This window comes from Ruegeria sp. CG11 (genome assembly GCF_056537245.1).
On record NZ_JBQFRE010000002.1, the window covers coordinates 58872 to 82911 of the forward strand.

The 24040-nt window shown below is 59.8% G+C and carries 19 protein-coding genes; 6 read left to right on the forward strand and 13 right to left on the reverse strand.

The features are described from left to right. Positions 1-8 precede the first annotated feature (8 nt). Positions 9-929, reverse strand: a complete 921-nt coding sequence (locus ACR0KW_RS06350) for a DMT family transporter (protein WP_480804244.1) — start codon at positions 927-929, stop codon at positions 9-11. Positions 930-1069: 140 nt separating this feature from the next. Here ACR0KW_RS06350 and ACR0KW_RS06355 point away from each other — a divergent pair, with 140 nt between their 5' ends. Next, positions 1070-2086, forward strand: coding sequence for a hypothetical protein (locus ACR0KW_RS06355; RefSeq protein ID WP_480804245.1), 1017 nt, complete (start codon positions 1070-1072; stop codon positions 2084-2086). A gap of 1 nt (position 2087) precedes the next feature. Here the strand turns inward: ACR0KW_RS06355 and upp are convergent, their stop codons facing one another. From upp to ACR0KW_RS06390, 7 genes are all read right to left on the reverse strand, one after another. Beyond that, entirely contained in the window at positions 2088-2720 is a 633-nt protein-coding gene (gene upp / locus ACR0KW_RS06360; protein ID WP_170325485.1) for a uracil phosphoribosyltransferase, read from the reverse strand. Beyond that, the gene (locus tag ACR0KW_RS06365) at positions 2717-3703 is read right to left on the reverse strand and encodes an adenosine deaminase (protein ID WP_480804246.1); all 987 of its coding nucleotides are present in this window, start codon (positions 3701-3703) and stop codon (positions 2717-2719) included. The genes upp and ACR0KW_RS06365 overlap by 4 nt, the downstream gene beginning before the upstream one ends. Further along, complete coding sequence (locus tag ACR0KW_RS06370; RefSeq protein ID WP_480804247.1) at positions 3700-4911, reverse strand: phosphopentomutase; 1212 nt, start codon at positions 4909-4911, stop codon at positions 3700-3702. Before ACR0KW_RS06370 ends, ACR0KW_RS06365 begins: the two co-directional genes overlap by 4 nt. Continuing rightward, positions 4908-6215 (reverse strand): thymidine phosphorylase, encoded by a 1308-nt coding sequence (locus ACR0KW_RS06375; RefSeq protein ID WP_480804248.1) that lies wholly within the window; start codon positions 6213-6215, stop codon positions 4908-4910. Before ACR0KW_RS06375 ends, ACR0KW_RS06370 begins: the two co-directional genes overlap by 4 nt. A 4-nt stretch (positions 6216-6219) precedes the next feature. Continuing rightward, the gene (locus ACR0KW_RS06380; RefSeq protein WP_480804249.1) at positions 6220-6612 is read right to left on the reverse strand and encodes a cytidine deaminase; all 393 of its coding nucleotides are present in this window, start codon (positions 6610-6612) and stop codon (positions 6220-6222) included. Between the two features lie 89 nt (positions 6613-6701). After that, entirely contained in the window at positions 6702-7799 is a 1098-nt protein-coding gene (locus ACR0KW_RS06385; protein ID WP_480804250.1) for a cupin domain-containing protein, read from the reverse strand. Beyond that, positions 7768-8457, reverse strand: coding sequence for a hypothetical protein (locus ACR0KW_RS06390; RefSeq protein WP_480804251.1), 690 nt, complete (start codon positions 8455-8457; stop codon positions 7768-7770). The genes ACR0KW_RS06385 and ACR0KW_RS06390 overlap by 32 nt, the downstream gene beginning before the upstream one ends. 180 nt (positions 8458-8637) lie before the next feature. On the opposite strand from ACR0KW_RS06390, the gene ACR0KW_RS06395 reads away from it, so the two are divergent. From ACR0KW_RS06395 to ACR0KW_RS06405, 3 genes are all read left to right on the forward strand, one after another. Beyond that, on the forward strand, positions 8638-10911 hold the full coding sequence (locus tag ACR0KW_RS06395) for an NADP-dependent malic enzyme (RefSeq protein ID WP_480804252.1): 2274 nt from the start codon (positions 8638-8640) through the stop codon (positions 10909-10911). Between the two features lie 273 nt (positions 10912-11184). Continuing rightward, positions 11185-13074, forward strand: coding sequence for a propionate-CoA ligase PrpE (gene prpE, locus ACR0KW_RS06400; RefSeq protein WP_480804253.1), 1890 nt, complete (start codon positions 11185-11187; stop codon positions 13072-13074). 94 nt (positions 13075-13168) lie between these two features. Then, positions 13169-14608: an amidase family protein gene (locus tag ACR0KW_RS06405; RefSeq protein ID WP_480804254.1), complete on the forward strand. Its 1440-nt coding sequence runs from the start codon at positions 13169-13171 to the stop codon at positions 14606-14608. A 255-nt stretch (positions 14609-14863) separates the two neighbouring features. Here the strand turns inward: ACR0KW_RS06405 and ACR0KW_RS06410 are convergent, their stop codons facing one another. Further along, positions 14864-15625 carry an NAD kinase gene (locus tag ACR0KW_RS06410; protein ID WP_480804255.1) on the reverse strand — a complete coding sequence of 254 codons (762 nt, stop codon included), beginning with the start codon at positions 15623-15625 and terminating at the stop codon, positions 14864-14866. Positions 15626-15790: 165 nt separating this feature from the next. On the opposite strand from ACR0KW_RS06410, the gene glyA reads away from it, so the two are divergent. Then, positions 15791-17086: a serine hydroxymethyltransferase gene (glyA, locus tag ACR0KW_RS06415; RefSeq protein WP_480804256.1), complete on the forward strand. Its 1296-nt coding sequence runs from the start codon at positions 15791-15793 to the stop codon at positions 17084-17086. 61 nt (positions 17087-17147) lie between these two features. Here the strand turns inward: glyA and ACR0KW_RS06420 are convergent, their stop codons facing one another. Further along, entirely contained in the window at positions 17148-17522 is a 375-nt protein-coding gene (locus ACR0KW_RS06420; protein WP_480804257.1) for a hypothetical protein, read from the reverse strand. Positions 17523-17571: 49 nt separating this feature from the next. Between ACR0KW_RS06420 and ACR0KW_RS06425 the strand changes: the two genes are divergently transcribed. Then, complete coding sequence (locus ACR0KW_RS06425; protein ID WP_480804258.1) at positions 17572-18372, forward strand: alpha/beta fold hydrolase; 801 nt, start codon at positions 17572-17574, stop codon at positions 18370-18372. A gap of 89 nt (positions 18373-18461) precedes the next feature. On the opposite strand, the gene ACR0KW_RS06430 is transcribed toward ACR0KW_RS06425, so the two are convergent. The 3 genes from ACR0KW_RS06430 to ACR0KW_RS06440 all read right to left on the reverse strand — a co-directional run bounded on the left by ACR0KW_RS06430 (position 18462) and on the right by ACR0KW_RS06440 (position 24038). Further along, on the reverse strand, positions 18462-19814 hold the full coding sequence (locus tag ACR0KW_RS06430; protein ID WP_480804259.1) for an HlyD family type I secretion periplasmic adaptor subunit: 1353 nt from the start codon (positions 19812-19814) through the stop codon (positions 18462-18464). A gap of 12 nt (positions 19815-19826) precedes the next feature. After that, complete coding sequence (locus ACR0KW_RS06435) at positions 19827-21848, reverse strand: type I secretion system permease/ATPase (RefSeq protein WP_480804260.1); 2022 nt, start codon at positions 21846-21848, stop codon at positions 19827-19829. A 249-nt stretch (positions 21849-22097) separates the two neighbouring features. Next, entirely contained in the window at positions 22098-24038 is a 1941-nt protein-coding gene (locus ACR0KW_RS06440) for a type I secretion protein (RefSeq protein WP_480804261.1), read from the reverse strand. Positions 24039-24040: the final 2 nt, after the last annotated feature.

Genomic DNA, 24040 nt, shown 5'->3' on the forward strand with positions numbered 1-24040 from the left:
CGTGGTGATCACACGGTCTCTCCCAACGCGGCGGCGCGTCTTGATCGCCAACCCAGCAGCGCCCCAGCTGCGGCGATCAGCCCGATCCCGGCAATCTGCATGACACCGATCACCTGACCCAGCGCAACCCAGGCGAAAAGCGGGCCGAAAATCATCACCGAGTATTCGAACACCGCGACATATGAGGTTTCCCCAATCTGATAGGCCTTGATCAGCATAAAGACCGCAATCGTGGACCCAACCGCCTGCACAACGATCCATTTCAGCGCCGGTTGCATGTCCCAGACCATACCCCGCGTCACGAAACCATCGGGCAAGGAAAGCATCGAGAACACAGCCAGGCCAAGCGCCCCGGCCAGCCCAAGGGTCACGATCATGGCAGCCAACAGCGCTACGGTGCTTTCCTGTGCACAATGGCTGCGGGTGATGATGGAACTGAGCGCGTAGAAAAACCCTCCGGCCACCGGCAGCAGGGTTTGCGCGTCGAATTCATAGGGGTTTGGCTGCAGCACACAGAGGATGCCGGAAAACCCGATCAGAACGGCCAGAATGCGCCACGGGCCGATCCTCTGCCCCATCGCAATGGCCGAGATCAACAGTACAAAGATCGGCGAGGTGAACAGCCCCGCCAGCGCCTGCGCAATCGGCATCAAGGCCAGCGAGGCAAAATAGAACAGCATCGCCAGCGTGATCAGAACGCTACGCAGAATGACCGGCCCCAGCCGCAGCGGGCGCAAACTGCCCATCCCCAACAGGGACAGGCCACCGATCAGTGGCAACATCAGCAGGGCACGAGTTAGGTGGAACTGCCATAGGCCGATCGTCTCGGCCAGTAGGATCACCACGTTGTCGATCACCCCGATGATCGCCATCGCGCTGACCATCAGGACCGATGCCAAAATCGGTGAGGTCTGAGTGTCCGCCTGCATTCTGTGCCCCGGTTGCAATGCGACGTTGATTGCCGCGCATCGTGTTATCCAGCACATTTCACAATCCGGGCGCAACAGGTTTGCGCCTTTGGATTTTACCATGCTAAGCTAAGCCAAAATAAACACGAGCATACCTCACCTTGAAGACGGCACTCAAACAGTACCAACGGATCGAAGCCACCGGTCTGTGGCGCCCCTCGCCCGACGTGCAGCGGCGAGAGGTCGTGGTGTCGTTGGGTGAAGCCACGCTGACCATCTCGGATTTCAACGAACAGGCTCTGACCCATTGGTCTCTGGCCGCGTTAGAACGGCAGAATCCGGGCGTCTTCCCGGCGATTTTCAATCCTGATGGCGACCGGGACGAAACGCTGGAACTGGAGGACTCCGAGACCACGATGATCGAAGCCATCGACCGGCTGCAACGGGCTATCGACCGAGCGCGGCCCCATCCGGGCCGGTTACGCTGGTTCAGCGTCGCCGGTGTGGTGGCCGCCGTGGCGGCGCTGTTGCTGCTGTGGATGCCGTCGGCTTTACAAAACCACGTTGTCTCGGTCGTGCCCGAGATCAAGCGCCAGGATATCGGCAACGCGATTCTGCAGCGGATCGAGCGGGTGTCGGGACGGGCCTGCACATCTGAGGACGCAGAGGCGGCGCTGACCCAATTGGCCACGCGCACCGGGGTTCGAAAGGTCATCATTCTGCCTGCCGGGGTGCAAACCAGCCTCAGCCTGCCAGGTGGGATCGTGCTGCTGAACCGGGCCTTGGTCGAGGACCACGAAGACCCCTCGGTCGCTGCGGGCTACATCATCGCTGAACGCGCGAGGACCGAGGCACAAGATCCGCTGGACGATCTGCTGGACCGTACCGGCGCAACGACAGCCTTCCGCCTGCTGACGACCGGAGAGCTGACGCCCGAGAATGTGGACACTTACACCGAGCAGGTTCTTTCGGAACCTCGCCCCACCCTGCCCGATGATGATTTGCTTGAGGTCTTCGCCCAGGCCGCGCTGCCATCGACGCCTTATGCGTATGCGACGGATGTCACCGGCGAGACGGTGTTGGGCCTGATCGAGGCCGACCCGATGGCGGGTCGCCCCCTGCAACAGGTTTTGCCGGACCGCGATTGGGTCCGGCTGCAGAATATCTGCGGCGAATAACTTACTTGGTGCCGAACATCCGGTCCCCGGCATCGCCGAGACCGGGCATGATGTAACCCTTGGAATTCAACTCGCGGTCCAGGGACGCGGTGACGATTTTCACATCCGGGTGCGCCTCTTTCATGCGCGCGACACCTTCGGGCGCGGCCAGCAGGCAGAGGAACCGGATATCAGTCGCGCCCGCCTCTTTCAGCAGGTCAATTGCCGCGGCCGAGCTGTTGCCGGTGGCCAGCATCGGGTCAACGGCGATAACCAGACGATCCTTCAACCCTTCGGGTGCCTTGAAGTAATACTGCACCGGCTTCAGTGTCTCTTCGTCACGATAGAGCCCGACAAACCCGACGCGCGCCGAGGGGACCAGTTCCAGAACGCCGTCCAACATTCCGTTGCCCGCACGCAGGATCGACACCAACGCCAGTTTCTTACCGGCCAGAATTGGCGCGTCCATCTCCTCCATCGGGGTTTCGATATGGCGGGTGGTCAAAGGCATCTCACGCGTGACCTCATAGGCCAGCAACAGCGTGATCTCGCGCAGCAACTGCCGGAATTCGGCGGTCGAGGTGCCCTTGTCCCGCATGAGCGTCAGTTTGTGCTGGACCAGCGGGTGGTCAACGACGGTCAGGTGTTCGCTCATGATCTCTCCAGTCTTTTCTTGACCCGCGCGCGGGTGTCATCATCGCAGAAGGCCGCTTTCAGGGCCGTTTCGTTCAGGGCAGCAAAATCTTCGGCCTCCCAGCCGAAGGCTTGGCTCAACATCTCATATTCGCGCCGCATGGTGGTATGGAAAAACGGCGGGTCGTCGGTTGATACAGTGACGTTGACCCCGTGGTCGCGCAACCGGGCAATCGGATGCGCTGCGAAATCGGGGAACAGGCCCAGAACCACGTTCGAGCCCGGACACACTTCAAGCGTCACCTCACGGTCGACCAGTTCGCGGATCAGGTCGGGGTCTTCGATGGCGCGGACGCCGTGCCCAACACGCTCCACCCCCAGATCGCGTACCGCATCACGCACGCTTTCGGGGCCACCGAATTCACCGGCATGAGTGGTCAGGCGCAACCCGGCTTCGCGGGCGCAGTCAAAGGACCACTTATAGTCGCCCTGCGTGCCGACGGATTCGTTGCCACCCATGCCAAATCCGGTGATCCAATCTCCGGCCGTCTCGGCAGCGCAATGGGCGCTGTGTTTGGCCTGCTCGGGCCCGAAATGGCGCACGCAAGTCACAACGCCGCGAAGCGTGATATCGTATTTGCGCTCGGCCTCATCTGCCGCGTCCTGAATAGCATTCAGATAGTCGCGCCAGGCGTGCAGGTCGCCGCCGCCGCAGAAATCTGGGCTGAGGAAAGTCTCAGAATAAACCACACCGTTCGCCGCGCTTTCTTCCAGGATCGCCAGCGTCAGGCGACGGAAATCCTCGGGCGTTTTCAGCACTTCGCAGGCGGCCTCGTAGACGCTGAGGAAATGCGCGAAATCACGGAAGCCATAGCTGCCGTCGGGCTTGAATATCCCGCTCAGGTCGATGCGCTTTTCATGCGCCAGCTGACGGATAAAGGCGGGTGGAGCCGCGCCTTCGTGATGCAGGTGCAACTCGATTTTGGGCAAGTCTGCGACGGTCATAGAAAGCTCTTCCCCGGCCCTTGTGCCGGAATGTTGAGGTGATGTGCGATGCTGCCGGCGACGTCAGCGAAATTGACCGGGCCGATCTGCCCGGCACCCTGCCCTGCGATAAGAACAGGAACCTGCTCGCGCGTGTGGTCTGTCCCGATCCAGCTGGGATCATTGCCGTGATCGGCGGTCAGCAGCATCAGATCGCCGGGGCGCAAACGCGACAGGATCGCACCGATCTCTCGGTCGAACCACTCCAGCGCGCGGGCATATCCGCTGATGTCGCGTCGGTGCCCATAGAGGCTGTCGAACTCAACAAAATTGGCGAAGGTCAGGCTGCCCTCTTCGGCTTCATCTACCAGATCGGACAGGTGGCCCATAAGCTCGGCGTCCGAGCCTTTGCGCAGCGTATCGATCCCCTGCATCGAGAAGATGTCGCCAATCTTGCCCACCGCGTGGACGCGCCGCCCGGCATCCTGCGCCCAGTTCGTCAGAACCGGCGCAGGCGGCAGGATGGCGAAATCCTTGCGGTTGGTGGTGCGGGTGAAACCCTCTTCCGGCGAGCCGTCAAAGGGTCGCGCGATGACACGACCCACTTTCATCTCATGTAGACGTGGCGCCAAGGCCCGGCACATGTTCAGCAGACGGTCGAGGCCAAAGCTTTCCTCATGAGCCGCGATCTGGAACACGCTATCAGCTGAGGTGTAGCAGATCGGCCAGCCGGTCCGCATATGCTCGGCCCCCAACTCGGCAATGATGGTGGTGCCTGAGGCGTGGCAGTCGCCCAGAATGCCATCAGTTCCGGCGGCTTCGGCAGCAGCGCGGCTCAAATCGGCGGGAAAGGAAGGCGTCGTGTCCGGAAAATAATGCCAGTCCCACGGCACCGGCAACCCGGCCAATTCCCAGTGCCCCGAGGGCGTATCCTTACCCGGCGAATGCTCGCGCGCGCAGCCCCATAGGCCCGTTGGCGTAGCATGTAATCCGGGTGTCTCTGCGCCCGAGGCCAGACGCGTCGCGGCGCCCAGTCCAAGCGCATCCAAATTAGGCAGGTGCAGCGGACCAGAACGACCGTCCTCAGCTCGCCCATCGGCGCAGGCCTGCGCGATATGCGCCAAGGTGTTGGCCCCGGTATCCGGGATTTCGCCGTTAAAGAACCGATCCGCATCTGGCGCACCGCCGATACCAACCGAATCCATCACAACAAGAAAAGCGCGTGTCACGGTGTGATCCTTTCGTGAACAAGCGTCGGCATCGGCCCTGCATCCGGGCCGATCGTTATGGCCTTCTTCACAGCGTCAGCGGCCTGCTGGGCGGCGTCTTCACGGGCCGCGTGGACCACTGCCAACGGCGCGCCCTTTTCGACCCTGTCACCCAGCCGGACGATCCCAGACAGACCAACCGCCGGGTCGATCACGTCATCCTCGACCTGCCGACCGCCGCCCAGCGCGACCACGGACAGGCCCAGCGCCTCACCATCTATTGCGGTGATGTAACCGCTGGTTTCGGCAGAAACCTCGAGGATCACGCTAGCTTCGGGTAGGTAGCGTGACCAGTTGTCGACAAACTGCAATGGCCCGCCCACGGCGGCCATCATGCGACCAAACCGTTCGGCCGCACGACCATCCCGGATGACATCGGTGATCTTGTCACGGCCTTCATCAGCGGTTGCGAACATACCCGCATCGGCTAGCAACACCCCGCCCAGCTCGGCCGAGATTTCGGCCAGCGGTTCGTAATGTGCTTTGGTCAGAACTTTCATCACCTCAGCCACTTCCAGCGCGTTGCCCAGCGCAGGCGCCAGAGGTTGGTGCATATCGGTGATCACGGCCGAGGTCCGGCACCCCGCCGCATTGGCCGTTTCCGTCAGGGCCTGCGCCAGACTACGAGCATCCTCAAGCGTCTTCATGAACGCGCCGGAACCGACCTTGACGTCCAGCACCAAAGCCTGCGGGCTAGCAGCTAGCTTCTTGGACAAGATCGAGGCGGTGATCAGGTCCAGACTTTCCACCGTCGCCGTCACATCGCGGATCGCATAAAGCCGCTTGTCCGCCGGCGCAATCTGCCCCGTCGCACCGACAATAGCCGCGCAGGTGTCGCGCAGGATCTGGGTCAGACGCTCCTGCCCGATTTGAGTGTTGACGCCTGGAATGGATTCCAGCTTGTCCAGCGTGCCACCGGTGTGGCCCAGCCCCCGGCCCGAAATCATCGGAACATAGGCCCCGAGTTCGGCCAACGCAGGTGCCAAAACCAGTGAAACGCAGTCGCCCACCCCACCGGTCGAGTGCTTGTCGATCACTGGGCCGTCGAAATCCCAGCTCAGCACGTCGCCGCTGTCGCGCATGGCGACTGTCAGATCGGCACGTCCCTGCGCACCCAGCCCGCCCATGCAAACGGCCATGGCAAAGGCCCCGGCTTGCGCGTCGCTGACGCCGCCATCGGCCAGCCCCTGCGCGAACCATGTCAGTTCCTCACCGGTGGGCACCTGCCCGCGGCGCAGCTTTGCGATGATCGAACGGGCGTCCATGGGCTCAGACGTCCTCCATATGCGAGGCGTCGAAGGCCCCTGGCAGCAGGTCGCCGATGGTGGTCTCGAGCTCGGCCCCGTCTACCGTGGCCAGCGTCACCTTGACGTCGCGTTTGCCGAATTCGGCCAGCTTCTGACGACATCCCCCGCAGGGTGGCACGGGTTGAGGTGAGGACGCGACCACGTAAACCTCGGTCAGGGTCTGCTCGCCCGCAGCAACCATGGCGGCGATGGCCCCGGCCTCGGCACAGGTGCCTTCTGGGTACGCCACATTTTCGACGTTGCAGCCGGAATAAACCTCACCCGAGGCCGACCGGACTGCTGCGCCAACCTTGAAGTTCGAATAGGGCGCATAGGCTTTTTCCCGGACGGACAGTGCGGCGTCTTTCAAAGTCATGGCGATTCCCCAATTTTTGATCATCTGGTCAGAAAGGCATACCCTAAATGAAACTGACCGGGGATTTGAAGCCCCGGGCAGCAGATTCCTTAGCTCAAAGTCGTGTTGAACGTCCCCGGAAGCGTAACCTCCAACAGCTCAACATCCTCTGACGGATCAGCCAGGCGGGTACGCATACCGGGCGGGATAACAAAAGCATCCCCCTGTTCAAGCCGGAACGGATCGCGGCCTTCACCTTCAAGCGTGACTTCCCCGTTCATGACAAAGGTAAAGTGGATATCCGTATCATGGGCCGCCCAGACCGGATCGCCCTGCCCTTTGCGTACGACCTGCACTCCGGCAACGCCCTTGGTGTTCTCTGCAATGGTCGTGTCGCGGCAAATATAGCCCGGCAGACGGAACGGAATCCATTCGGCGCCTTCGGCCCGATTGAAGACGAACCGCTGACCCTGCCACTCCCGATCCGGGCGGTAGTGGGGCGTGGGCAATTCCATCTCATGATCGATCTCGGTGACGTGCTCGGCGGGAACGCCGATCTCGATCACCTGCACATTGTCCGAGGCTTCGAGCACGCGGTGGCGAATCTCCGGCGGCTGGATAAAGCAATCGCCCGCGGTCAGGCGCATCTTGTCACCCTGGTCTTCATAGACCACGTCGACCCAACCGTGGATACAGAAGATCAGCTGAAACCCGACCTTGTGGAAATGCACCATATCGGGCACCGGCCCACCGTCGGGAATGCGAATATGGCTGGCGATGATCGAGCCGCCCAGCCGGTCCGGCACCAAATCGCGATAATGCATCCCGGCCCGACCGATGATCCACGGCGCCTGATCCTTGAGCCTGCGCACCACGAAGGAATGCACCGTTTCCGGCATGATCAGTGGCGGGGTCAACTCGTCGATCTCAACACGGGTACCGTTAGGCGCGACAAGGCTGCGCTGACCCTCCGCGAAGTCATCCGGGTTGTCAGTCAGAATGCGCAGCGTTCCGGGCGGTTCGGGTGCGTCTTTCTCGACCCGCAGGCGCAGGCCGTGGCCCGAGAAAACGGCGATACGCGGGTCATCGGCGGGATAGATCATGTCCATCCGCATCCCAAGAACCTTGGTGTAAAATGGGATGTCGTTACGCAACTCCTGCGTGGGCAGGCGGATTTCAGCTTGGGTCTGGGCGTGCGGTTTGCTCATGGGTGGTCTCATCGGCCTTGGCTTTCGGCCATCCGATCAGAACGGCGGCCAAAATGCCAATCGAAAAGAACATCTCGAGCGTTTCTTCCAGTACAAACAGACGGGTCACCATGACGGTCGTCATGTCGGCGCCGATGGCACTGCTAACCTCTTCCAACCCCTGCGCGATGACGGCGCACAATCCGGCCAGAACAAACACCAGCAAAAACGGCGCCCGTTCCTTCAGCGCCCGCCATGCGTTCGGCACCCCATGCCAGACGACCCCGCCCAGCACAATCACCGCCAAAACAACGCGCACCGCCGTCATATCCAGCAGGACATCCAGACCGTGCAGAATAAAGTAGGGCGTGCTGTCCACGGCATAAATATCGGCCTCAAGCTCTCGTTCCGCCAGCAACAGCAGGACCACGCCAATATACAAACGGCTGAGCCCGCGATACCGGAAAAGCGCCACCAAACCGGCGACCAGCAACGCCGCGGCCGAGCCGGTTTCGATCAGTCCACCCTCTTGATTGAACCCCGCCGCCTGCATCGGCCACAGCGAGATGGCGCACAGGATCACAACACCCAGAATGATGGCTGCGCTGAATGCAGTTCCAAATTTGCGTTTGTTCGACGAAAGGCCCGCGACCGTCTCGACGTCTTTCAGATAGCTCATGCCGGTTTTCTCGATGCGAAAGGGGATGGGTTCGAAAGTTGCGGGAATGTAAGTGTTTTGAGGCGGAAATCAAGCACAGCGGCAAAACAGCCCGTTCCGAGTTCTCAAGTGACGCAACATAGCCAAGCCGAAAAAAATAGTTTAAGGCTAAATTAAATTTCAGAAGGGAGCTGAATTTCGATGTCGGATACACCCAGTTTGCGGCAGGCCGCGCTTGAATATCACGCCCATCCAAAACCCGGGAAGCTGGAAATCAAGGCGACCAAGCCGATGGCCAACGGCCGTGATCTGGCGCGCGCCTATTCGCCCGGCGTGGCCGAGGCCAGCCTCGAGATCAAGGCGGACGCATCCAACGCGGAACGCTATACCGCACGTGGCAATCTGGTGGCGGTTGTTTCGAACGGAACGGCGGTTCTGGGACTGGGCAACATTGGCGCGCTGGCCTCGAAGCCGGTGATGGAGGGCAAGGCGGTTCTGTTCAAGAAATTCGCAGGCATCGACTGTTTCGATATCGAGGTCGATCAGCCCGACCCGGAAAAGCTGGCCGATATTGTCTGCGCGCTGGAACCGACCTTCGGAGCAATCAACCTGGAAGACATCAAGGCCCCCGACTGTTTCATCGTCGAAAAGCTGTGCCGCGAGCGGATGAACATCCCGGTCTTTCACGATGACCAACACGGCACCGCCATCGTGGTGGGTGCGGCAGCCAAAAACGCACTGCATGTGGCCGGAAAGAAGTTCGAGGATATCAAGATCGTCTCGACCGGCGGCGGCGCGGCGGGCATCGCCTGCCTTATGATGCTGGTCAAACTGGGCGTCAAACGCGAGAATATCTGGCTGTGCGACATTCACGGGCTGGTCTACGAGGGCCGCGCCGAGGATATGAACCCACACAAGGACCAGTTCGCGCAGAAATCCGACCTGCGAACGCTGGATGATGTGATTGGCGATGCCGACCTGTTCCTCGGCCTTAGTGGTCCCAATGTGCTCAAACCCGAGATGGTTGCGAAAATGGCCAAGCGCCCGATCATCTTCGCGCTGGCCAACCCGACGCCCGAGATTCTTCCTCAGGCCGCGCGTGAGGTCGCACCGGATGCGATCATCGCCACCGGCCGCAGCGATTTCCCCAATCAGGTCAACAACGTGCTGTGCTTCCCCTTCATCTTCCGAGGCGCACTGGATGTGGGGGCAACCGAAATCAACGACGAAATGCAGATCGCCTGCGTCGACGGCATCGCCGAGATGGCCCGCGCCACCACCAGCGCCGAGGCCGCCGCGGCCTATAAAGGTGAGCAACTGACCTTCGGGCCGGACTATCTGATCCCGAAACCGTTTGATCCGCGTCTGGTGGGCGTCGTGTCCTCATCCGTGGCCAAGGCGGCGATGGAAAGCGGCGTCGCCAAGCGCCCGATCGACGATATCGAAGCGTATAAGGAACGCCTGAACCAGACTGTCTTCAAATCCGCCCTGCTGATGCGCCCTGTGTTCGAAGCCGCCGCCGCTGCTTCGCGCCGGATTGTCTTCGCCGAGGGTGAGGATGAGCGCGTGCTGCGCGCTGCACAGGCCATTCTGGAAGAGACCACCGAAACACCGATCCTGATCGGTCGCCCGGATGTTATCAAAGCCCGATGCGAACGGCTGGGCTTGACGGTTCGCCCCGGCGAGGATTTCCAGATTGTGAACCCGCAGGATGACCCTCGGTACTATGACTATTGGAATTCGTATCATGCGATCATGCAGCGCCGTGGCGTGACACCCGATCTGGCCAAGGCGATCATGCGCACGAACAACACCGCGATTGCTGCCATCATGGTGCATCGGGGTGAGGCCGACAGCATGATCTGCGGCACCTTCGGCGAGTACCGCTGGCATCTGAACTATGCGCAACAGGTTCTGGCCGATGGCGACCTGCGCCCTCATGGCGCGCTGTCGTTGATGATCCTCGAGGATGGCCCGCTGTTCATTGCGGACACCCATGTGCGGCAGCTGCCGACGCCCGAAGAACTGGCTGAATCCACAATCGGGGCCGCGCGCCACGTGCGCCGGTTTGGGATCGAACCCAAGATCGCCTTCTGCTCGCAATCGCAATTCGGCAATCAGACGGAAGGATCGGGCAAACGCTTGCGCGCCGCGCTGGATATCCTCGATTCCGAACCACGCGACTTCACTTATGAAGGAGAGATGAACCTCGACCTAGCCTTGGACCCAGAGCTGCGGTCACGGATTTTCCCGAATTCGCGCTTGGACGGCTCGGCCAATGTTCTGATCTTTGCCCATGCGGATGCGGCAAGTGGCGTACGCAACATTCTGAAGATGAAAGCGGACGGGCTGGAAGTTGGGCCGATCCTGATGGGGATGGGCAACAAGGCGCATATTGTGACCCCGTCCATCACGGCCCGCGGATTGCTGAACATGGCCGCCATTGCCGGAACTCCTGTGGCTCATTACTGCTAACGCCGAAAACAGATGCTCGGGTGACCGCGTCGGCACCCGAGTGCATTCCGAGTGACAGTGATTCTTTGCACGCGGAACTTTGCAGATTTGCAAACAGTGGCACTCCATGCGTGCAAATTTAATCTCTCAAATCACTTTGCAAAACTTTGCAGGTGGTTTTGGCTCATTCTGCAAATATTTTGCGATAAAGTGACGCCCCGTTATGTCCCTCGCTTGTGCGCAGCCCCCCGCCCCCCTTACACACGTCACAAGGGATTTAAGGAGGAGACCAACGTGGCCTATCAGGACGTTTACGAAAGCTGGAAATCCGATCCGGAGGCATTCTGGATGGAGGCCGCAAAAGGGATCGACTGGGTCCAACCTCCGACCAAAGCACTGTTTGACGACAATGCGCCGATGTATGAATGGTTCTGCGACGCCAAGGTCAACACCTGCTGGAACGCAGTGGACCGCCACGTCGAAAACGGCCGTGGAGAGCAGACGGCCATCATCTACGACAGCCCGATCACCCACACCAAGCGCGAGATTTCCTATGTCGAGCTGCGCAACCGTGTGGCCAATCTGGCCGGGGCGCTGCGGGCCAAGGGTGTCGAAAAAGGTGATCGGGTCATCATCTATATGCCGATGATCCCCGAAGCGCTCGAGGCGATGCTGGCCTGTGCCCGTCTGGGTGCCGTGCATTCGGTTGTATTCGGCGGCTTTGCCAGCAACGAACTGGCCGTCCGCATTGACGACGCCAAACCCAAAGCAATCATTGCCGCGTCCTGCGGGATGGAACCGGGCCGCGTGGTCCATTATAAACCCCTGCTGGATGGCGCCATCGAGATGGCCAACCACAAACCCGACTTCTGCGTCATCTTCCAGCGCGAACAGGAAGTAGCGCAGCTGGTCGAGGGCCGTGACTTTAACTGGCACGGGTTCCAATACGGTGTCGAACCGGCGGAATGTGTGCCGGTGGACGGCAACGACCCGGCCTATATCCTTTACACCTCGGGCACCACGGGTGCGCCCAAAGGCGTCGTGCGCCCGACTGCGGGCCATCTGGTTGCGCTGAACTGGACGATGAAGAACATCTATGACGTCGATCCCGGTGATGTGTTCTGGGCGGCGTCTGATGTGGGGTGGGTCGTTGGGCATTCCTACATCTGCTATGCCCCGCTGATCCACGGCAACACCACCATCGTCTTCGAAGGCAAACCGGTCGGCACCCCCGACGCGGGCACCTTCTGGCGGGTGATTTCCGAGCACAAGGTCAAAAGCTTCTTCACCGCCCCCACCGCTATCCGCGCCGTGAAACGCGAAGACCCCAAGGGCGAGATGCTGGAGAAATACGACCTGTCCAGCCTGCGCGCTCTGTTCCTGGCGGGCGAGCGGGCCGACCCGGACACGATCGAATGGGCGCAGGACGCTTTGAAAGTTCCGGTGATCGACCACTGGTGGCAGACGGAAACCGGCTGGGCCATCGCTGGCAACCCGCTGGGGATCGAGGAACTGCCGGTCAAGCTGGGCTCTCCAGCCAAACCGATGCCGGGATATGACGTGCAAATTCTGGACGAGGGCGGCCATCAGATGATGCCGGGTGAGCTGGGCGCAATTGCGGTCAAGCTGCCGCTGCCTCCGGGCACTTTGCCGACACTGTGGAACGCGGAAGAGCGGTTCAAAAGCTCGTACCTGAACCATTTCCCCGGTTACTATGAAACCGGCGATGCGGGCATGATTGATGAAGACGGCTACCTTTATATCATGGCGCGCACCGATGACGTGATCAACGTCGCGGGCCACCGCCTGTCCACTGGCGGGATGGAAGAGGTTCTGGCCGCCCACCCCGACGTGGCCGAATGTGCCGTGATCGGTGTGACCGATCAGCTGAAAGGGCAGATGCCCGTTGGTTTCCTGTGCCTGAACGCAGGTTGCGACCGCGACCATGGCGAGGTCGTGCAGGATGTGGTCAAGCTGGTCCGCGAAAAGATCGGCCCGGTAGCCGCCTTCAAACAGGCCGTCGTGGTGGATCGCCTGCCCAAAACCCGCTCGGGCAAAATCCTGCGCGGTACGATGGTGTCAATTGCGGACAGCCAGGACTACAAGATGCCCGCGACCATCGACGATCCGGCCATTCTGGACGAGATCACCGTGGCGCTGAAATCCATCGGCTACGCCCAGTAAACTCGCTGCGGGCGGTCTCTGGCCGCCCGCCTTGCGCCTTTCCCTTGCAACCGGGAACAGGGCCCCTACTGTCTGACCAAGACAATGAGGCCGCATGACACATTCCGACATCTGGCGACTGAGCGCCACCGACCTGACCGCCCTCACCCGCAGCGGAGACCTGAGCGCCGAAGGCGCAGTGCGCGCATCCATTGACCGGATGCATCGGGTCAACCCGGACCTGAACGCGGTAGTCGAGGACCTGAGCGCCGAGGCAATGGAGCGTGCGCGCGAACTTGATCAGGCCCGGGCAAAAGGATCGCCAACCGGGCCGCTGCACGGCGTGCCGGTGACGATCAAGATCAACGTCGATCAAACAGGTCATGCCACGTCGAACGGCGTCGTGGCATTGAAAGACGTGATCGCACCCGATGACGCTCCGGTCGTTCGCAACCTACAAAACGCAGGGGCCGTGGTGATCGGGCGCACCAACACACCCGAGTTCTCGTTCCGCGCCGATACCGACAACCCCTTGCACGGGCGCACGCATAACCCTTGGGGATGGCATATCTCACCCGGCGGTTCTTCGGGCGGTGCCGGGGCGGCTGTCATGGCCGGGGTCGGCGCTCTGGCGCATGGCAACGACATTGGTGGCAGCCTGCGTTTTCCGGCGGCTGCGAACGGAGCGGTAACCGTAAAGCCCGGCTTGGGCCGCGTACCGGCATGGAACCCCAGCCAACAAGCCGAGCGTGGCCTTCTGGCGCAATCCATGTCGGTGCAAGGGCTGATCACACGATGCGCCGCCGATCTTCACCTGTCGATGCCCAACCTGATCGCGGCCGACCCGCGCGATCCGTTCCATGTACCGATGCCCTGGCGCGGCGAACTTTTGGACGGTCCCATCAAGGTCGCCTTCACCAAGGACACTTTTGGCTATGCCCTGCACCCCGAGGTCGACAAGGCGCTGGATACGGCCCGCGATGCTCTGATCGATGCAGGCTATCAGGTTGAAGAAGTCAGCCCGCCCGATGTGTTCGACTGTGGCCGAACGGGTTACCGCACGCTGATGGGTGAGGTCCTGACCCTGTTGAAAGGCGATATCGAGGCAGCCGGGTCCGAGACAATACGCGACATTTTTGACGTCTATTTTCAGGAATTCCCGCCCATCACCGGCACCGACATGGTGAAGATGCTGGCCAAGCGCACCCACTATGCGCGGGAATGGTCGCTGTTCATGCAGGACTACCCTTTGGTCCTGACCCCTTTCCTTCCGCAACCGTTCTTTAAACCCGACCGCGACACCGAGGGCGTCGAGGGTGTGCACGAGGTTCTGGGCTGCGCGGTGTATTCCTATGCGATGAACTTTCTGGGCCTGCCCGCCGCCAGCGTTCCCGCGCGGCTGGCCGACCTGCCGCAAGGGCCGCAACCGATCAACATTCAGATCGCCGCCCGCCGCTGGCGCGAGGACATGGCCGTGGACGCCGCCGCCGCGATCGAGGCGCGCGTGGGCCAGATGTGCGTGCCGCTTTGGGATAAAATGGACAAGGCCAAATAGGCCGGATCAAAAAAATTGACCCCGGGTTTTTGTGCCCGGGGTCCTCTTGCTTAAATAAACCCGGAAATCGGTCAACGAGCGTAGCACCACCTACCCTCGCCGGCGCGAAAACTGCGCAATCATTCGACAACGCCGCTTGGTGGCCACTCACTCCCACCTAGGCGTGTTATCCGGGCAAGTTAAGATTAACAAAAGACGAATCAAAGGCCTGTGAACTGGATCACATAAGCCGCAAAAAGCCTTGTTTCCGACGCGTCAGGTGAATTGTTCCGAGATCAGGCGCTCTTCCAGACCATGCCCCGGGTCGAACAGGATGCGGTGCTGGATGGACGGTTCCGAGCGAATCTCGACCCAGTCGATACCTGCAAAGGAAACCGAATCCGCGTCAGCCATGACCGGGCGCTTGTCAGCGTCCAGCACATCAAAACGAACCTTTGCGATCTTGGGCAATAGCGCCCCGCGCCACCGGCGGGGACGAAACGCGGCAATCGCCGTCAGGGCCAGCACATCGGACCCAATGGGCAGAATTGGCCCATGCGCCGAGTAGTTGTACGCCGTCGATCCGGCTGGCGTTGACAGCAGGGCTCCGTCACAGACCAGTTCAGGCATTCGCACCCGTCCGTCGACGCTGATCTTCAGCCGCGCTGCCTGCGGACCGGCGCGCAGTAGCGACACCTCGTTGATGGCCAGAGCTTCATGCAGCTTACCGGATTGATCCATGGCCTGCATTGCCAGTGGGTTGATGACCTCTTCTTCGGCCGCGGCCAGACGCTCCATCAGGTCGTCTTCGTGAAACTCATTCATCAGGAACCCGATGGTGCCCCGGTTCATGCCATAGACCGGTGTGTCGAGGTGCTGCATGTTGTGCAGCGTGTGCAACATGAACCCGTCCCCGCCCAGGGCGACCACCACATCCGCATCCCGGGGGGCCGCATTGCCGTACAGTTTCACAAGGCTGTCCCGCGCGGTTTGCGCCACTTTGACGTCACTGGCGAGAAAGGCGATTCTCTTTGTCATGTTTTCCGGTTTCCGGTCTTGCACATTTGGTTCCGAAACAAACATACCTTTCCCCGATAGGCCAGTCTTGACGCCACAGCGGGCCAAATCGTCGCTTTACAGCTTTTGCGAATGTGCCGTTTCCGATAGGAAATCCGCAAGATAATTCCAGCATGTGGAGCCCCCATGAACGCCAATCTTCGTGATACCGGTTTTTTCACCCAGTCCCTTTCGGACCGTGATCCTGAGCTTTTTGGCTCGATCACATCCGAGCTGGGCCGTCAGCGCGACGAGATCGAGCTGATCGCGTCCGAGAACATCGTCTCTGCCGCCGTGATGGAGGCGCAGGGCTCGGTGATGACCAACAAATACGCCGAGGGCTATCCCGGCCGTCGCTATTATGGCGGCTGCCAGTTCGTCGACATCGCCGAAAACCTCGCCATCGACCGCGCCAAGCAGCTGTTCGGCTGTGAGTTTGCCAACGTCCAACCGAACTCGGGCTCTCAGGCCAACCAGGGTGTGTTTCAGGCGCTGATCCAGCCCGGCGACACCATTCTGGGCATGAGCCTGGACGCAGGCGGCCACCTGACCCACGGCGCCGCGCCAAACCAGTCGGGCAAGTGGTTCAAGGCCGTCCAGTATGGTGTGCGCAAAGAAGACAACATGCTGGACTACGATCAGGTTGAGGCGCTGGCGAAAGAGCATAACCCCAAACTGATCATCGCAGGCGGTTCGGCCATTCCGCGCCAGATCGACTTTGCCCGCATGCGCGAGATCGCCGACATGGTTGGCGCCTACCTGCACGTGGACATGGCGCATTTCGCCGGTCTGGTTGCGGCGGGTGAGCACCCCTCGCCTTTCCCGCACGCCCATGTTGCGACCACCACCACCCACAAGACCCTGCGCGGCCCGCGCGGCGGCATGATCCTGACCAATGACGAGGCGATCGCCAAGAAAGTGAACTCGGCCATCTTCCCCGGCATTCAGGGCGGCCCGCTGATGCATGTGATCGCGGCCAAGGCCGTGGCCTTTGGAGAGGCGCTGCAGCCGGCGTTCAAGGATTACATCAAGCAGGTTGTGGTGAACTCGCAAGCGCTGTCGGATCAGCTGATCAAGGGCGGCCTGGACACCGTGACCCACGGCACCGACACCCATGTGGTGCTGGTCGACCTGCGCCCCAAAGGCGTCAAGGGCAACGCGACCGAAAAGGCCCTGGGCCGCGCGCATATCACCTGCAACAAGAACGGCGTGCCGTTTGATCCGGAAAAACCGACAATCACCTCGGGCATCCGTCTGGGCTCGCCCGCCGGTACAACCCGCGGGTTCGGTGAGACCGAATTCCGCCAGATCGCCGACTGGATCATCGAAGTGGTCGACGGCCTGGCCGCCAATGGCGAGGACGGCAACGGCGAAGTCGAAGCCAAGGTCAAAGCCGAGGTCGCAGACCTCTGCGCCAAATTCCCGATCTATCCCAACCTGTAATCAGGTTTAAAATCAAAGACCTGAGCGGCGCCTGATGGGCGCCGTTCTTTATTGGGGCAGATCAGATAAACCCCTGCCACCGCAGGAAAATGATCAGCAGAGCCAACAAGGCCAGCAGGTTGAACGCCAGCCCGCCCAGCATTCCCAGAAACCACCCCAATCGCCGGTCGGCACGGTTAATACCGCTGAGATGCGCTTGAACCTCTTCGGACGCGCGCGCGAGTTTCGGAGTATCCAGCACCAGCCGCAGCTTGGGATGTGCCGCCATTTGCTCGGCATTCGCCAGCATCAGCGCCTGTTTGTATATACGTCGGGGCAGCAGCCGTTTGGCCTTGCGGATCGAGTCCGCCAGCGTCTTGTCCTTCACACCCAGTTTCTTGCGCAACAGCTGAACCGTTTGCGCAATCTGGCTTTGGATATCTGTATTTTCCGACATGACGGGGCCTCCGAAGCTGCCAACTTAACCCCCGTGGGCGAAGGCGACAATGGGGCTGGTTGTTTCTGATCGCGACGGGTATCACAGCCTTATGCTGAACACGATCATACATGGCGAACCGACTGCGAACCCTCCTCTGCTGATTGCGCACGGGCTTTATGGCTCGGCCCGGAATTGGGGCGTGATAGCCCGGCGCCTGGCGGATGAGCGGCAGGTTGTAGCCGTCGACATGCGCAACCACGCCTACAGCATGTGGACCGATCAGCACAGCTATCCCGAACTGGCCAATGATCTGGCCGAGGTGATCGAACATTTCGGCGGCATGGCCGACGTGGTGGGTCATTCGATGGGCGGCAAGGCGGCGATGACGCTGGCCTTGCAACATGGGCATCTGCTGCGAAAGCTGGTGGTGGCCGATATCGCACCGGTGACCTACACGCACAGCCAGATCCAGTTCATCGAGGCCATGCGCGCCGTCGATTTCTCGGCGATCGAACGGCGCTCGGACGCGGCACAACAGCTAGCCGATCAGGGCGTCGAACCGGCATTGCAGAGCTTTTTCACGCAATCGCTTGATATCAAGGGGAAACGCTGGCTTCTGAACCTTGATGTGCTGGCGGCCGAGATGCCGAAGATCATGGGTTTCCCGGAACTGGATGGATCATGGGACGGCCCGACCCTGTTCCTGTCGGGCGGAGAATCCGATTATGTCCTGCCCGAGCATCGTAATCTGATCCGCGCGCTGTTTCCGGCCGCCAAGTTTGCCAATATTCCCGGAGCGGGCCATTGGCTGCACGCCGAAAAACCACGCGAGTTCGAGGCCGCCATCCGGGCGTTCCTGAACGCCTGATCCTTCAGGTCGAAATTTACCCTCCGGCACTTATCACCGGAGGGTGATCTCCTTGGCTGAGGATACAGGTCGGTCTATTGGCCAGCCCGTTATTGTTCGCGGAAAGCGCGTGACATACTGTCTGTCACAGGTTTCGCAATATAGGCCGCAAACGTGCGCTCTTCCGTCTGGATCATAATCTCGGCGGGCATACCCGGTGTCGGGATAAAGCCCCGTACGCGCTCAATTTCTTCCGGTTCTAGCGAGATGCGAGCCAGATAGACCTCTTGCGGCGCGCCAGTGGTATCCTCAATCACTGAGTCCGCCGACAGATAGAACACTTGGCCTTGCAACACCGGCGTTGTCCGCTGGTTCAGAGCGACCAGACGCACGGTCGCGTTTTGCCCGGTCACCACGCTGTCGATCTCGGTGCGCGGAATCTGCGCCTCGATGATAAGGGGGGCGTCTGCCGGCAGTATCTCGGCGATGGGTTCACCGGTTTCGATCACACCACCCGGCGTATGATAGTGCAGCCGAACCACCGTACCCGTCACCGGAGCCCGCACAACCGCGCGGTCCAGAACACTGCGGGCCTGACGGGCTTTTTCGCGGACACTTTCCAGATCCGCTTCGATCACGCCCAGCTCGTCCAAGGCTGCCTCACGATAGGCTGCCCGGGTGCGGGAAATCTGTTCTTCGTATTTCAACAGCATCTGGCTGATTTCAGCCGCCTCGGCCGCCAGCCGCGCCTGCTGGCCTTCGGCTTCGGCCTGAACCCGGCGAATGGTGTTCAACTCGCCCTTGCGCACCAGCCCTTTTTCGAAAAGCGCCTGTTTGGTGTCGAACTCTTCCTGAAGGATTTCTGACCGCCGTACCATGCTGTCCAACTGCGCCTCAAACCCGCTGGAGCGAATGCGCAGAGCTTCCATATTGCGCTCCAGCAATGCGATGTCGTTCAGCAAGGTCTTGCGGGACAAGTCGAAGGTGATCTTCTGTCCGTCAAGGATACTCATCACTTCGATATCATCCGAAGCCGCGATCAGGTTCGGGGAAAACTCCAGCCGTTGTTCTTCGCCGTATTCCGCATTTAGACGCTCGGACATGGCTTGAAGACGGATTTTGCGGATGAACAATTCACGCTCATTCGCTTCTGCCGAAGTCTGGTCCAGTGTCATCATCACTTGCCCAGCTTTGACGGACTGACCTTCGACCACCTGAATTTCCTGAATGATGCCGCCTTCCAAGTGTTGCACAATCTTGTTGCGGCCAGTTGCGACAAAGCTGCCCTGCGCGATCACCGCAGCCGCCAGAGGCGCACTGAAGGACCAGACACCAAAGCCGCCAAAGCAGACGACCAGCAGTACGAACCCGATGACGATCAGACGGTTGATTGAACGCGGAACTTCGGCGTACCAGACCGTCGGGTCCTTGGGATCGTTGTTAACGGGTACCAGTTCATTCATATCGCACCCTCCTTACTGCTTTTGAATACCGGGCTGGTTGTTACGCGGCCCGTTCAATTGTTGCAGAACTTGTTCGCGGTGGCCAAACAGCGCCACTCGGCCATCCGTCAGCAGCATGATCTTGTCGACCGCATTCAGAAGCGTCGGCTTCTGCGTGATCACGACCACGGTAATCTTGCTTTCTTTAGCCTGTTCGATGGCCCGCGCCAGCGCCTTGTCGCCCGCCACGTCCAGGTTTGAGTTCGGCTCGTCCAGCACCACCATACGCGGATTTCCGAAGAAGGCGCGTGCCAGCGCGATCCGCTGTTTCTGACCACCGGACAGCGGTGAGCCGTCCGCGGCCACCACGGTTTCATAGCCCTGCGGCAGCGTCGCGATCATGTTGTGCACATCGGCCAGAACAGCAGCGTCGTGGATCTGTTCATCCGTCGCGTCCGAACGCATCCGGCCAATATTGTCCTTGATGGTGCCTGGGAACAGCTGCACGTCCTGTGGCAGATATCCGATGCTTTCGCCAAACTGACGCGGATCCCAGTTGCGGATATCCATCAGGTCAAGACGAACACTGCCCGATGTGGGCAGGATCGACCCGACCAACGTTTTACCCAGCGTGGTTTTACCAGCACCGGAATTGCCGATAATGGCCAGCGTCTCACCCGGGTTCAGCGAGAAGCTGATCCCGTTCAGGACGACGCGCTTGGTGCCGCCGGGTACGTAAAGCAGGCGCTCCACATCCAGCCGTCCCTCGGGGCGCGGCAGGCGCAGTTTTTCGAATTGCAGCGCCGAATTGGACAGCAGTTGATTGATGCGGCCATAGGCAGCGCGGGTCAGCAGGAAGCTGTTCCACCCTTCGATCGAGCCTTCGATCGGCGCAAAGGCCCGACCTGCAATGATCGAAGCCGCAATAACCATGCCGCCGGTGATCTCGCCTTGCAACGCCAGAAACGCGCCCCAGCCCAGAATGCCAATCTGCGTCAGCAAACGTACCGCCCGCGAAATAGCGGCGAAAATCACGTTCCGGTCCTGCGCACGAACCTGCCATGTCAGAGATTGCGCGGTATCGCGGCCCCAGATGCGCACGGCCTCGGGGATCATGGCCAGAGCATTGATGATCTGGCTGTTTCGCGACATCGAATCCAGATGCATGTTGGCCATGGACTGCGCCTTGTTTGCCTCGGCAAAGGGTTTTGCCGTCATGCGCTGGTTGATGAATGCGATCGTCATCAGCAACAGGGCCGTTACGATCACGATCATCCCCAACTGCGGATGCACCAGAATGATCATCAATATGAACAAGGGGGCGAAGGGGACGTCCAGGAAAGATATCAATGTACCGGAAACCAGAAACCCCCGCACTTGCTGAAGATCACCCAGCGTCTGATATTCGCGCCCGTTCCCATGCAAAGAGGCATGCGCCGCCGCACTGAGAACCGGAGCGCCCAGGCGGGCAGCGACCTCGACCGCCGTTCGCATCAGCATGAACCGCCGCACCGCATCAAAAGCCGACTGGAAGATCACCGCCCCGGCGACAATCGCCGTCAGCATGATCAGCGTGTCCAGCGACCGACTGGTCAGAACACGGTCACTGATCTGGAACAGATAGATCGGGATCGCCAGGATCAGAACGTTCGTCGCACAAGTTAGGACCAGCACAAACGCCAGGTTTCGGTAGATCGCACGCAGCGAAGTGCGCAACGTCTTCCGGAAATCCTCAGGCGGGGTTCGTTTGTGGAATGTTTGGGGTGGCCCTTTCCCATCGCCGTCACCTGAATTGCTGCGCAGCAATGGTTCGTTCGCCTTGGCCTCGATAGTGGTGCCCATGCCATCACCGCCATTCGAGCGCGACGCCGGGGGTATACGGTCGCTCGTTTTATTGACGGGATCGGGATCGGGGCTCTCTGCGTCGGCCACCCCAGCACCGCTGCCCTGTTGGTCACTGTCTTCGGCAGGCTGCGGCTGCTTGCGCCGGGGGGGAGGCCCGGCGCGCAATTGCGGTTCCTCTTTCGCTTGGTGATGAGCAGGTTTTGCTTTCACGGTATTTTCGGCGCTCGCATCGCTTTGGGCGACTGCCTCCCGTTTACCGTCTTGCGGATCACTGATGCGTAAATCTTCGCTAAGGCGTAATCCGGGTGTTTTCTTCGGCTTCTTATCAGACTGGCCCGCGCTTGGCGGTTTTGAAACGCCACCGCCGTTACGATCCAATGGGCTGGCGTATCGACTCGGACGAGACGGAAAAACAATCGACATGTTAAAACTTTCAGATCACTCGTAACAAACAAAGTACTACGCTAGCATAGATTGCAGACCGTCGTCGACGGTCACCTGTTCCGAAGGGGTCAGCTTGTTATGGTCCGGGCAGTTCTTAGCTTCGGCCGCAGCATCCAGTTCTTCCATCATAAGAGCGACGGCTTCGCTGACGATCTCGGCCTTTTCTTCCTCCACACTGTCGATCAGGCTCGCCTGATGCAGCATGAGTTCCGAGTATTCTTCTTCCTTCGCCATAACGACGGAGTCGACACCCATCTTTTTAATGCTGGCTTTGTTCAGAAGGGCATTACCTGCGCCCAAGGCAGAAGCGACTTGCCCATTGGTGTTTTCGACATAGACGTCATCTTCATCCTGCAACATGGTAACCTGGTCGATAACATTGACCTGAAGTAGGTCGCCCTCGATCTTAAGGACTCGAACCAATTCGGCTCCGGCGAACATAGGATCATTTAACAGCGCATCTTCCAGCGCGTCGGTATCGACCTCCTGTAAATCCACCGTACTGGCCAGATTTTGGCTCAGTTCTTCGTGGGTATCTTCACCCTCTGTGGTCAAAGAAATCTGGTTCATCACCAGATTGTCTTCAGCCTCAGTCGGTTGTGCACCGTGCATCACATCACTATCCATCAGCACGATGGTTTGATTGATTGCATCAATCGAGATCATGTCGCCGCCGATGATGATCATGTCATAGAAGGTGCCCAACTGGAGAATATTGGTCACGTTGGTCATGACATTCTCACCCAAGGTATAAGCGGTCGACGTGGCGAAAATTTCGGTGGAAATCTGGTCGATATCCGTTGCGTCGATAATCTGTTTAATGAAATTCGTCACCAACAGGTCACCGCTGATCCAGTCGATCACGACATTCGGATCTTGCTCGGACTCGGCAACTTCGCCTTCAAGCCATGGCGCCGCTTTTGCCTCAGAGTTGATTTCCGAGGCCTGAACGACATGGGTCATGCTCTGAGCGCCGGGTTCACCTTCGTCGATATCGGTGACAACGGCAACCTGGCTGAAGGCGGTCAGGCTCAGGGCTTGCCCACCGACCACAATGTTGGGTGCATCAATCCACCCCACAGTGATCGCAACTTCGTTCACCGCCATATTGCCACCTGCAATTATCGAGTGGCCTTCCGCGAACCCCGAGTCTTCAGACTGGTCCCACTCTGCCGGCAACGCTTCTGCAAATTGGTCTGCGGTGTCTTCCTCTTCGTCTGACTTGTGATGCTCAGGTAGCAGATCCATAAAGTCAGGCATTTCATCCACATACACACCATTAACAATCACGCCCACAGCGTCCTCGCCGTGGAATTGATATACAGTGGCGCCTTCGATCTCTACATTCACGGGCGACTGCATCTGTTCTATCAATAACTCAACCGCGTCGCCTGAAAGGTAGTCCTCGATATGGATCGAAGGGGAGGACACTGCGTGCAAAGATAGGGCGGTGCCCATCATACCCTCGGCTTTTGCCATCAGCGCTTCGACGTTGCGGAAATCCCCCTGCCCCACGGTGTCGTTGTCTTCCAAATGAATTTTCTGAAAAGTATAGGTCACCGCCGAGCCGATCAGCTCAGAAATAAAAACCGGTTTCATAATAATGTTCAACTGAGTGGCGGTCACAAACTGCGCATCAGGAAAGTAGACATCCGGGCCAAACACCGGTCCGGAATGCTCGCCGGAGTCATCTATTAACTCAGGCATCTCGGATGACGGGGGGGCGTCGGCTTTGACGTTAGAAAACTTGTAAGGAAGCGGGTCGTAATTTCCCGGGTCCAACTTCAGATCGGCTTTGACTTTAATGCGTGTGGGATCTTCCAGTTCTTCAAGCTCAGCTTTTCGACGCAGCGTGGTAAATTCTTCGTACTGGTCACGCAGCCGGGCCTGTTCAGTCGTTAACTCAAATGTTCCAACGAAATGTGCAATTTGTTCCGTAATACTGTCGAGCGACATAT